At 35.7% G+C, this 11,904-nt stretch carries 9 protein-coding genes; 2 read left to right on the plus strand and 7 right to left on the minus strand.

The genetic code is table 11. The annotated features are described in order from the left end of the window. The first annotated feature begins 8 nt into the window (after positions 1-8). Entirely contained in the window at positions 9-2,567 is a 2,559-nt protein-coding gene (locus Dongsha4_RS16855; RefSeq protein WP_330203455.1) for a methyl-accepting chemotaxis protein, read from the plus strand. A gap of 132 nt (positions 2,568-2,699) precedes the next feature. Beyond that, positions 2,700-5,483, plus strand: coding sequence for a response regulator (locus tag Dongsha4_RS16860; protein ID WP_330203456.1), 2,784 nt, complete (start codon positions 2,700-2,702; stop codon positions 5,481-5,483). A gap of 15 nt (positions 5,484-5,498) precedes the next feature. On the opposite strand, the gene Dongsha4_RS16865 is transcribed toward Dongsha4_RS16860, so the two are convergent. The 7 genes from Dongsha4_RS16865 to Dongsha4_RS16895 all read right to left on the minus strand — a co-directional run bounded on the left by Dongsha4_RS16865 (position 5,499) and on the right by Dongsha4_RS16895 (position 11,896). Further along, positions 5,499-6,911, minus strand: a complete 1,413-nt coding sequence (locus tag Dongsha4_RS16865) for a peptidylprolyl isomerase (RefSeq protein ID WP_330203457.1) — start codon at positions 6,909-6,911, stop codon at positions 5,499-5,501. A gap of 67 nt (positions 6,912-6,978) precedes the next feature. After that, on the minus strand, positions 6,979-8,343 hold the full coding sequence (locus Dongsha4_RS16870) for a peptidylprolyl isomerase (RefSeq protein WP_330203458.1): 1,365 nt from the start codon (positions 8,341-8,343) through the stop codon (positions 6,979-6,981). Positions 8,344-8,694: 351 nt separating this feature from the next. After that, positions 8,695-9,474, minus strand: a complete 780-nt coding sequence (locus tag Dongsha4_RS16875) for a hypothetical protein (RefSeq protein ID WP_330203459.1) — start codon at positions 9,472-9,474, stop codon at positions 8,695-8,697. 118 nt (positions 9,475-9,592) lie between these two features. Further along, on the minus strand, positions 9,593-10,045 hold the full coding sequence (locus tag Dongsha4_RS16880) for a hypothetical protein (protein WP_330203460.1): 453 nt from the start codon (positions 10,043-10,045) through the stop codon (positions 9,593-9,595). 27 nt (positions 10,046-10,072) lie between these two features. After that, complete coding sequence (locus tag Dongsha4_RS16885; protein ID WP_330203461.1) at positions 10,073-10,558, minus strand: 2Fe-2S iron-sulfur cluster-binding protein; 486 nt, start codon at positions 10,556-10,558, stop codon at positions 10,073-10,075. Positions 10,559-10,639: 81 nt separating this feature from the next. After that, positions 10,640-11,311, minus strand: a complete 672-nt coding sequence (locus tag Dongsha4_RS16890; RefSeq protein ID WP_330203462.1) for a V4R domain-containing protein — start codon at positions 11,309-11,311, stop codon at positions 10,640-10,642. Positions 11,312-11,425: 114 nt separating this feature from the next. Then, entirely contained in the window at positions 11,426-11,896 is a 471-nt protein-coding gene (locus Dongsha4_RS16895; RefSeq protein ID WP_330203463.1) for a phycobilisome protein, read from the minus strand. Between the last annotated feature and the right edge of the window lie 8 nt (positions 11,897-11,904).

Raw genomic sequence — 11,904 nt, forward strand, 5'->3', positions numbered from 1 at the left:
TATTAACTATGGCAAATTTACAGGAACAAAAAACCACAACTAAAGAATTTTCTGATCATATTCTTAATCTCCAAAAAAAGGTTCAGGAAAATCCCCAAGATTTAATCATAAAACTTAATCTTGCCACTGCTTTTCAACAAGAAAAATATTACAATGAAGCTGTAGCCATTTATGAACAAATTATCGAACAAGATAACGAAGAAGTATTTGCCGAAAGTGCTAAAGTTGCGATCGCAGAAATTCAAAAAGAAAAATTAACCAAAGAAGATGCAGTTATAGAGAAAGATAAAAAAGAGAAAAAAAGTAAGAAAAAGAAAGTTAATTTATGGCAAAGATTAGTTAATTTACCTATTGCTTACAAACAATTTATTGCTTTATTCATTTCTAGTTCTATTTCCGTTTTTGGGGTAGTGTTAGCAGGGCGATTAATTACCGTTGTTTTGGGAAGAAGTCAGCTAGAAAACCAGTCCATTGCAGAGTTAGCCGTATCAGTTATTAACTATAATTCTCGCATTAGTGAAATGGAGTCAGGATTTAGGGGACAAAGTGATAATATTGCTATTATAGAAGCCGCTAGAAATTACCAACAAAATAGGCAAATTCCCAGTAGTTTAAAGGATACCGTTAGGCAAATTTTACGCAACGAAACTAATGCTCGACAAATTGAATATGCTACTTTAATTGGCTTAGATAATCGGATTATTGTTAATGCTAATGATGATCGCACAGGAGAAGTTTTTGACCCTAAAAATCTTGTTTCTGAGGTGGTAAAATTCCCTCGAAGAATGCAAACTAATGCGGTTATTCCTTGGGCAGAAATTGAGAAAGAAAAACCACCTTTACCTAGTAGTATTTCTGAACAAGATGTATTAGTTAACTTTAGTTTTACCCCTGTTACTGATCCCCAATCTCAACAAGTTATTGCTATTTTAATGGCGGGGGAAATTGTTAATGGAAAAACTCTCTTTTTAAAACGCACTTTAGACGCAGTTGGGGGGGGATACGGGGCAATTTATATGTTTAATAATGGTAAATTCGAGTTAGTAACATCGGGTTTACAAGAAGCAGGAAGCGATGAGTTTCAAAATAATATTCCTTTACCCGATTTAAACTTAATTCAAACTGCAGAAACAGGGGTTGGGGGCAATATTCTCGATCGCATCTTAATTGAAAATCAATGGTTTACTGTGGCAGTAAAAGCCTTACCCAACTTCAGAGGAGAAGAAATTGCTTTTGTGGTACGTGGCACTCCTGAGATGCAATTACAAAGACTACTCAACCAGAGTTTAACTTACCAAATTTTAGCAGGGGTTGCTTCTTTAATCGTGGCAATTATTTTAGCGATTTTATTCGGACGTGCTTTAACCAAACCCATTCAAAGATTACAAAAATCTGCCCAAAGAATCGGAAAAGGCGATCGCAATGTCAGAGCGGAAATCACCTCAGAGGATGAAGTAGGGCAATTAGCAAAAACCTTTAATGAAATGGCAGAAAGAATTGAAGACTATACAGAAGCCATTGAAGACATCGCCCAACAACGGGAAAAAGAAGCCCAATTCCAGAAACAACAACGGGAAAACCTCCAGAAAAACGTAATTAACCTCCTCCTCGACATCGAAGAAGCCAGTAAGGGTAATTTAACTGTACAGGCGGAAGTAGTATCAGGAGAAGTAGGCTCTATTGCTGATGCCTTTAACTCCACCTTAAATAATCTTCAGCGATTGGTGCAACAAGTTGTCACCTCTGCCAATCAAGTCCATGAAACGGCTTTAGCCAATGGGCATTCAGTCACTCACCTAGCCCAAAACTCCAGTAAACAAGATATGTCCATTCAAGCCATTGGGGCTTCTATTGCGGAAATTGCCCAAGAAAGTGAGAAAATTAGCGAATCAACCCAAAACGCCGCTTCTATCTCCAGAGAATCTCGTCTTACTGCCCAAGAAGGGGAAAAAATCATCGATGAAACCGTAAATAGTATTTATCAAATTCGTCAAACCGTAGCCGATACCGCTAAAAAAGCCAAACGTTTAGCCGACTCATCCCAAGAAATTTCAAAAATTGTCAGTATCATTTCTAGTATTTCCGAAAAAACCAACCTTCTCGCCTTTAACGCATCCATTGAGGCCGCAAGGGCAGGAGAAAATGGACAAGGTTTCCGAGTAGTAGCGGACGAGGTACGCAGACTAGCTGAACAGGTGACATTTTCTACCCAAGAAATTGAGCAATTAGTAGTAACAATTCAGGAGGAAACTAGCGAAATGATGAGGATGATGGAGGAAAGCACCACCCAAGTAGTAACAGGGACAAAATTAGTCAAAAATACCAAAGAAACCCTGCAAAAACTGGCTCAAATCAGTAATGATATTGACAATCTGTTAGAGTCGATCTCCAATAGTATTACAGAGCAGAAAAACACCTCTCAGAAGGTAAACGAGAAAATGCGAGAAGTGGCAACGGTGACAACAGAAACCGCTCAAGAAGCTAATCAAGTATCAGAATCCTTACAAGAGTTGGTAAAAGTAGCGATGGAGATGCAACAATCCGCCTCCCGCTTCCAAGTCAGTTGAGTTCAGGGTTCGGAGTTCGGAGTTTGGAGTTATACAGAAATAAATTTACTCCCTATCTCCCCACGCCTCCCATGCCTCCCATGCCTCCCTACTCATTACTCATTACTTCTTACTCATTACTCAAATTAAGCCATGTTAGATGCCAACAGTTTAGCCGAAATAGCCCTAGAAGCTCGAAATTGTTTTTTAGAAGAAGATGCCCCCGAATTTTTACAAATTCTCACCGAAGGCATTACGAATTTAAAACAAATCCTAAATGAATCGAAAAACAATCAAGATTTACATGGAGTTTATAAAGAATTAGGACGTGCCGCTCACTCCATAAAAGGCGGTGCAGGAATGGCAGAAATGCCTTTAGTGAGTAAATTGGCTCACAAAATGGAGGATTTATTTGAAGCCTTACAACAGGATAGGGTAGAAGATTTAGACACTACTTTAGGCTTGTTAGTTTTAGGAGTGGAAGAATTAGATAATCTAGTGGAATTAGAAAAAAATTCTTGCTTATTAGATACCCATTCTGCCGATGAATTAATTATTGCATTAGATGATTTTTTACAGGCTTTAAACCCTAGTGATGAACTGGCAGAAATCGGGTTTGCTGATGATAGTTTTATCAAAACTGCCCTAGAGTCGGATTTATCTGATTGCATTCAAAGAGTTCAAGAAATTATTGAAAATAAGGAATTAGCTACTCCTAAAAATGTTAAAAATAGTATTGATACTCTATTAGAAGAATGTGAATTATTAGGTCAAGCTCTTAATTGTCATTGGTTGGTAGAAATTAGTCAATTAATTAAACAGTTAAAATCAGATTTTGAAGATGATATTATTAATTTTACCAAAGAAGCGATCGCACTTATAGAAAAGAATAAACAACAATATCTTGTCGAAACTAATCCTCAACTTCCTCAATATTCTGACTATTTTCAAAAATTATTATTAGGAGATACTCAAGAACAAATTGAACAACTAATTATAGAAGAAAAACCAGAAGAATTAAAACCAAAACAAACTGTAGAAACTCAATCCAAGTTTAATTTAGAAAAACCGCCCCTACCTAGTAATAATCGTAATTTGAGAATCCCCATTAATAAAGTTAATAAAATGGGTGACTTAACAGGACAATTATTAATTTTTTATGAACAATTAAGCCTTTATGAAAACCAAATTAAACAAGCTAGTTTTAGCCTCAAAAAAAGGACAAAATTATTAGCACCCTTAAAAGAGCAGTTAGAATATATTTATGATCAGTTTAGCGTTAAAGAAAAAGAAAATATTGAGCAAAATGGTCATAAATCGCAAATAGACATTGAACATCTTACAGAATTTGATGCTCTTGAATTTGATGAATATAGTCAAATCCACGATACCCTACAAAGTTTAACGGAATTAATTATCCAAATCCAAGAAGTTAGAGAAGATTTTGACTTAGTTAATCGGGAATTTCAAGAGACATTAATTGATATGAGAAAATGTCTTGATACCCTCGATCAAGAATTAAGAGAAGTACGCCTAGTTCCTTTTATTAACTTAGCAGGAAGTTTTGTTAAACCTCTCGAAAAAATGAACAAAGATTATCATAAATCTGTAAAATTAATCATCGAAGGAGAACAAGTTTTAATTGACCAAAATATTATCGAAACTCTAAGAACACCCTTTAATCATATTATCAGGAATGCTTTTGATCATGGTATAGAAATGCCAGATATAAGAGAAAAAGAAGGTAAACCGAACCCAGCACAAATTAAATTAAGTGCGAAATTAGAAGGAAATAATGTGATTTTAACTATTGCTGATGATGGACAAGGAATAGATATAAAAAAGGTATATGAAAAAGCAAAAATGTTAGGCTTATTTCCTCAAAATAAAGAATTTAATCAACTTCCCAGAGAGGAAATTTTAGGAACTATTTTTTCCCCTGGATTTTCCACTGCATCTCAAGTTAGTGACTTGTCAGGAAGGGGGATGGGCATGGATATTGTTAAAGCAGAAATTGAAAAATTAAGAGGTACTATTGAAGTAAAAACAGAAATAGGAAAAGGTACAATCTTTCAGCTAAAAATTCCTATGGCATTGAATATTATTTCCTTGCTATTGGTTAAAATTGCTTCTCAAACAGTGGCAATTCCTTCCGAAAATGTCTTGAGAGTAATTCGTCTTTCCGACTACGAAATTCAGGACAATCAAATATTATGGGAAGAGCAAAAAATTTCTTTTTATCATCTCTCACAAATATTACCCTACAATACCTCTAATTTATCCCTTGATATAGGACAACCCTATGCAGGTTTACTATTGCAAATTAGCGGAGAAAAAGTCGTTATGGCAGTGGATGCGGTAGTGGATGAAAAACCCTTAGTCAGTAAAAGTTTGGATGATACCGTAGCGATTCCCCCTTATTTGGGAGGTTGTACCATCTTAGGTAGTGGAACTGTTGTTCCTATTTTTGTTCCCGATTACTTTAAATCCTTACTCATTCAAAGAGAAAGCAAACGACAGTTAAAGAAAATAGAGAAAGAGACTCTAACGGTTAAGACTGATGAATTATCAATTATGATTATTGATGACTCTGTAGCTGTCAGACGAACTCTTAATCGTACTTTAACTCAAGTGGGTTATAACGTTACTCAATGTCGAGATGGTAAGGAAGCGTGGAATACCTTACAAAGTACATCAGAGCATTTTGATTTGGCTATTTGCGATTTAGAAATGCCCAGATTTGATGGTTACAAAGTATTACAGTTAATTCGAGCATCGGAGGCGTGGAAAAATTTACCTGTGATTATACTTACATCCCGTGACAATGATTTACACCGACAAAAAGCCATGGATTTAGGGGCAAATGCTTATTTAACAAAGCCCTTTAACCCCTTAAAAATTATTGAAAAAGTCAAAGATGTGACTTTAAGATTTTAGTAAGTTCACATAAGTTTAGACGGCGACTTCAAAAGCAACCCCTTCTAAAACAAATTGAGGATAGTTAGCGAGAATACTATTTTTCTCTTCTTCTCCTACAAATAAATATGTACCGGGTTGACTGGTGTTTTGAAAACGGTAAATATCTTGTCCTAAATTAGCATCTGCACCATAAGTATAAAAAGCGATACCTTCTTCGATAAAGTTAGTGTAGTTTTGACGAATACTGCGACTTTCTTCCTCTGACGCATAAAGGTAAGTACTGGGTATATCCCTATTTTGAAAACGATTGAAACGAATTAATTGATCTTGATTTTCATTTTCTGGTACATCTCCTGTCACACTGACATTAAAACTCTGTTGGGCTGATTCTCCCAATAGATTGGTGGCTTTGATGGTAATATCCGTTTCTCCTGTCTTAATGGTATCTCCATTGGCTTGACTAGCGCTTTTGAAGGCTAATCCCTCTTCCTTAAAATTGCGGAAATTACGGAGAATATTCTTTCTTTCTTCTTCTCCCACAAATAAATATGTGCCGGGTAAATCTTGGTTTTGGAAGCGATAGAGGGGAGTTTTTAAAGAGCTACCGTAATCTAAAATGAGGTTTCCTTGATTATCAAAACTAGGACTAACAACGTTAGGATTGGTATTACTTTCTACAGTAAAGGTGAATTCGAGTACATTGTCAATGGTAATATTTTCAAAGCGGACAAATTGATTATCTTCGGTGAATGGATAAGAGGAATAGGGAAAATTAAAATCGTTTGCATTACTATCATTTACAGGTAGATTACGGAAGGGTGTTGATAATACTGAATTACTATTATTACTGGAGGATCTTACTTGTAACTGAGTAACAATAGTGGGCAGGGATGCGATCGCATTTAAGGTATTCAAATCTTCTGGGGATAAAACCTGACCAAAAACAGTCAAACCACCATTAAACGTATCAAAATTAGTATTATCAGTAAGATTAAAAACCCATCGATTTCTGGCACTATTAGGGTCATTTGTTAGGTTATACATAGCAATCGTACCAGCTTTATTAGACCGTTGGGCACTAAATTCATTTTCAATAGGTGCTTTAGGGGTAATACGCTTCACCTCTAAATTCTCGACAGTATAAGCCCCCCCTAAAAGATATTTAGATTGAGGAGTAGAAAAGGAACGATCAATGATGGAATTGTTATAATCACCACCATCAACATAACTGGTAAAATTATTGACAGCAATGGGCGCCCCATCTCCTGTTTGGTCAAATAAAACAATATTAATTTCACCACTACCTAAAGAATTATCCCCTAAATTAAAATTAGCTACTTTTCCAGTGGTTAAAGGATCATCAAAATGATTCAATAAATTAATGGTAGTGCTACTGGTTTCAAGATTAAAAGATTGATTGCTAATAGGAGTAATGTTAATCGTCATTGGCGTCTTGTATGATAACTTGTGATAACATAAATTAACTACTTATCATCATACAATAATTTTGCGCCTAAACTGCTACTTCAAAAGCAACCCCTTCTAAAACAAATTGAGGATAGTTAGCAAGAATACTATTTTTCTCCTCTTCCCCTACAAATAAATATGTACCGGGTTGATTGGTATTTTGAAAACGGTAAATATCTTGTCCTAAATTAGCGTCTGCACCATAAGTATAAAAAGCGATACCTTCTTCGATAAAGTTAGTGTAGTTTTGACGAATACTGCGACTTTCTTCCTCTGCCGCATAAAGATAAGTACCGGGTATATCTCTATTTTGAAAACGATTGAAACGAATTAATTGATCTTGATTTTCATTTTCTGGTACATCTCCTGTCACATTGATATTAAATGTATCTCTGACGGATTCTCCCAATAAATTAGTAGCTTTAATAGTAATATTTGCTTCCCCTGTGGCAATGGTATCTCCATTGGCTTGACTGGCAGTTTTGAAAGCTAATCCTTCTTCCTTAAAATTACGGAAATTACGGAGAATATTTTGTCTTTCTTCTTCTCCCACAAATAAATATGTGCCGGGTAAATCCTGATTTTGGAAGCGATAGAGGGGAGTTTTTAAAAAGCTACCGTAGTCTAAGGAGAGGTTTCCCTGAGTGTCAATAGTGGCGGTAACAACTTCGGGGTTAGTATTTCTTTCTACGGTAAAGGTTAATTCAGCTACATCTTGAACCGTAATACTCTCAAAACGAATAAAGTCTTCATCTTGATTGAGGCTAGGATTATTCGCATCAACATTTTTTGGATTCACAGGTAATGTATTAAAAGCAGAATTTAGACTAGAAGCATTTACCACAGGCAAAGATGCGATCGCATCTACCGTATTCAAATCCCTTTGAGATAAAACCTGTCCAAAAACCGTAAACCCACCATTTTGATTATCTAAATTACCAGAATTATTCCCTAAATTAAAAAACCACTGACTTGTAGCACTATTCGCATTGCCATCTTGTTTCGCCATCGCAATTGTACCCCGAAGATTGGAACGCTCTTCACTAAATTCATTCTGAATGGGGGGGCTTGTTGGCACACGATTAAGAGTCAAGTTATTTACAGTAAAACCTCCTCCTTGAATGACAAAAGGAGTAGGAGTAACTACAGAGCGATGAATAATAGAATAATCATAGCGACCACTATTGACATAATTGATAAAATTATTGACAGTAATAGGTGCTCCTTCTCCCGTTTGGTCAAATAAAACAATATTGATTTCTCCATTACCAATAGAATTATCTGTCAAATTAAAATTGGCGACTTTTCCTGTAGTAAAAGGATCATCAAAATTATTAAACAAATTAACAACCGTTCTAATATTGCTAATGTCAACGGAAATATTATCAATAGGATCAATATTAATAGTCATAAATCAAAATAATAGCGATTTGTCACATTTAAGTTTAATTTACCATTGATTTTTATTTCTCCAGTTTTTATTTAACCTGAGTTCGGATAAATTTTTATCTATGAGTGATGGCGAAAAGGGGAAAAGGGAAAGTTAAAAGGGTAACGATGCACAGGTAAATAGTTGATAATTAAGAATTAAAAACCCCTAACTCCGAACTCTGTACCGTTTTGCGGAACGAGCGCAGCGAACTCTCGTTTCTCCCCAATCCCCCAACAACCTGACACCTATCCGATATTGTTCAACCCACAAGAACTTTTATTTCTCAACCCATTAGAGCTTTAGCCCTTATTTTGACAAATAAATGAAATTTTAAGAAAACAATTCTGAACCAACAACCATTTCTGTTGCTTTACCATTAGCTTCTACCTTCAAGTCGTGAATGTTACGACTCATTTCTCTGGCTTGATGATAGCTGTCTATATCTCCCTGTTCAAAATATAACAATGCCGCTTTGCGTAAATCATCCACTGCTTTTTGCTTCATATTACTATCGAGATATAAAACCCCTCTTTTATGGTAGGCTTTTGCCATATTTCCATCTCGTTTAATGGCTTCGGTGTAATCTTCGATCGCACCTGAAATATTACCTAATTTTTCATAACCCACACCCCGTTGATAGAAGAAATCAGCAGAGTCAGAATGAGAGCGTAATTCTTGAGATAAATTTTCTACCTCTTTCATATTAAGCACAACATTATTTAATTCTTGATGTTGTATATCCAAGCGTTTAACCTCTTGAGCAATTTCTTCTTTTTGGCTATTAAGAAGCTCTTGAATAGATTGCTGTAGCTTCTCCATACTCGTGCCTAAATCCGCCTTATAATCCATCAAAGTTTGATTTAATTCAGCGTGATTAGCTTCAATTTTTTGGGTTAATTCATTAATAGTTTCCTGTTGTTGATTGTAAGCATCAACTATAGACTCGTACTGTTGCTTACGACTAAATACATTACAACCCACCCCCACCGTTAAACCGGCAGAAGCCACAGCCACATTAGTTGGAGAGGGGATAATAAGAGATGCGATCGCACCCACTGCCGAAACACCTAAGCCTACATAGCCGAGAATATCTTGTTGTTTTTCCATCATAATGACAATTAATACTCCATTGAGATAGTGAAAAAATGTTTAGGCTTCTAGCCCGATAATAAATTAAACTTTTACCTCTTGCCCTGCCACCTTTAAAGAGGGATACAGGGAGGTTTACTTAAACTAAGACTGCACAATTAAGCTCAAATGCAGGAATCGCATATTTAGCCTCTTCGGGGGTGAGAAACTCAGGTACAACCTTTAATAACAAATCATAGGTTTCAATATTATCGTCGGTAAAATTATAGGCACGGGAAATAGTTTGAAACCACAACAACATATTTGTGCGTAATCTTTCCATGTCATCAAATAATAAGGCAGTGGCACTATAACGCAATAAATCCACCATATCTCTTAAACAAGTGGCATAATAGTCTTTCCAATTAGGATGAAGTTTTTGTTTTTCTTCCTTGACGCGATCGCAAATTTCCTGTGCATTATCTCTTATTTTAAGATAAGCACTCATTCTCAACTGATGAGAATCCAAATAATCTTCTAAAAACTGTAGCTCATAATCCTGAGCATAACGGCCATCAGCTTCCAAAGTTAAATCAGAAAATTGTCTTAACATAATCTAAAACTCCCTTATTTAAAGAAATTAAATAGCATCACTACTTTGAGCTAAATATTTAGATACTTCACCCTTCGTATCACTTAACTGAGTAATCATCGAGCGAGTAATTAACTTACCTTCCTCCACCAAAATCTTTCCAGAAATAGGATGAAGGATATTTTGCTGAGCTCTTCTACCAATCAAAGACTCAACATCATCAATCTGACTTAAATACATCCCTGAAGGAAGTTCCACCACAACTCCCTCTCCAATCACCCTTGCCTGACAAGCTAAACGGGAATTCATCTTACAAGTGGTAATAACTTCTAAAGTTCTTTTTTCCCGACGATTGAGAGGAGAAAGACTTTCCATTCCTTCCTTGATGTAAACATGACAAGTAGAACACATTCCCCTACCGCCACATTCTTGCATGACATTTAATTCATTTTTCAGTAAACCCGACAAAAGATTATCGTTAGTTTTAATTGCTGTTTCTTTACCAAGAGGGTCTAATCTAATCGTTTTTGCCATTATCCTTACCTTAAATAATCTACTACTACCTTCAGGTTAACTGATATATGAACTAGAAATAAACTTGATTTCCAATCACTTTTAAGCCTCTGATGAACCGCTACAAAGTAAATTGATTACCATTTCATGATCATGCCCTTCCTCTAACCATGCTTTTGCGGACTTCATTCTTTCACTTAAACCAATAATGAAATAGTTGGCAATTGCCCCCATAGACTCACAGGAAGTTTGCAAAGCCAATAAATCTTCTCCCGTTAATTGGCTAAAGAAAGAGGTTAAAATACCCGCTTCAGGTTGACAAGCTAAACCTTCATTCTGGGGGGCGGCTTGGGCAAAAGGAGAATTAACCGTATTAACCACGATAAAACCTTGAGAATAATAGTCAAAATTAAACTCAATTACTCCCCAACCGTGAGTTTTCCAACATTGTTTTAAACAACTCAAAAACTCAACCATTTCCATTTGTGCCAAAGGAGTTTCATAATATTCACTCACCTCTTGCAAAAAACGACGATAAAAACTTTTACCCCACCATTTTCCGCAATTGTAAAGCACTAAACCTCCTGCTTGTCCTAATTCTTCATTTAAACCCTCATAAACCCCCTGCAAAAAAACTTCTGGTAAAGCAATTAAACGAGAGCCTAGACGAGTTTCAAGCAACCCTAATTCAAAGTCTCCCTGCACATAGGCAGAAGGAGCGAAATAATTACCTTTCAAAGGTTTTTCTTGAACTAAATCTGCAACAGAAATCATTTATTTTATCCTCTTACTAAAGAATGTTATGGAAACACTGAACTTGAATTGTCTTGTAGTAAGGTTTTTAGCCTTATTTTAACTATTGCCTGTTCCCTATCTCAACCAATCAACTTAAACACACACCGATTTACTAATATGACTTTGAGCTTGATCTAAAAATGGTTGGATATATTTAATACCGTCATCTTCCAATACACTTTCTAAATTTTTAATTAGTAGAGAATATAAATTTTCTGAGATGACTTGATATTCATGGGCTTGAACAATATCCGTCAGCCACTCTAATAAACGATGCTCTAAAAATTCAGGATTATTTAATAACATCGCCATCGCACTATAACGAGTAACTAATAACCAATGACGCACACAAGTTTCTATTTTACGAGTCTTTTCTTGAGGGAGATTTTCCAGTAACTTATCCGCTACTGCTTGAAAAATACTAATTTCTTGATCTCTTAAAACTCGATAAACTGCTAATCTTTGTTTCAATGTCGAGACTTCTTGGGTTAATTTATCTAAGTCTGACTGTTGTAGATATTGATGTTCTGATTCGTGAATTAATGCTTGTAGTTCTGGATACATAATCTCTC

The organism is Cyanobacterium sp. Dongsha4, from assembly GCF_036345015.1.
Lineage (GTDB): Bacteria > Cyanobacteriota > Cyanobacteriia > Cyanobacteriales > Cyanobacteriaceae > PCC-10605.

What these genes read in the sequence shown, in the direction of transcription:
- Dongsha4_RS16855 (WP_330203455.1), top strand. Translation starts at nt 9, where the DNA reads ATGGCAAATTTACAGGAACAAAAAACCACAACTAAAGAATTTTCTGAT.
- Dongsha4_RS16860 (WP_330203456.1), top strand. Translation starts at nt 2,700, where the DNA reads ATGTTAGATGCCAACAGTTTAGCCGAAATAGCCCTAGAAGCTCGAAAT.
- Dongsha4_RS16865 (WP_330203457.1), bottom strand. Translation starts at nt 6,911, where the DNA reads ATGACGATTAACATTACTCCTATTAGCAATCAATCTTTTAATCTTGAA.
- Dongsha4_RS16870 (WP_330203458.1), bottom strand. Translation starts at nt 8,343, where the DNA reads ATGACTATTAATATTGATCCTATTGATAATATTTCCGTTGACATTAGC.
- Dongsha4_RS16875 (WP_330203459.1), bottom strand. Translation starts at nt 9,474, where the DNA reads ATGATGGAAAAACAACAAGATATTCTCGGCTATGTAGGCTTAGGTGTT.
- Dongsha4_RS16880 (WP_330203460.1), bottom strand. Translation starts at nt 10,045, where the DNA reads ATGTTAAGACAATTTTCTGATTTAACTTTGGAAGCTGATGGCCGTTAT.
- Dongsha4_RS16885 (WP_330203461.1), bottom strand. Translation starts at nt 10,558, where the DNA reads ATGGCAAAAACGATTAGATTAGACCCTCTTGGTAAAGAAACAGCAATT.
- Dongsha4_RS16890 (WP_330203462.1), bottom strand. Translation starts at nt 11,311, where the DNA reads ATGATTTCTGTTGCAGATTTAGTTCAAGAAAAACCTTTGAAAGGTAAT.
- Dongsha4_RS16895 (WP_330203463.1), bottom strand. Translation starts at nt 11,896, where the DNA reads ATGTATCCAGAACTACAAGCATTAATTCACGAATCAGAACATCAATAT.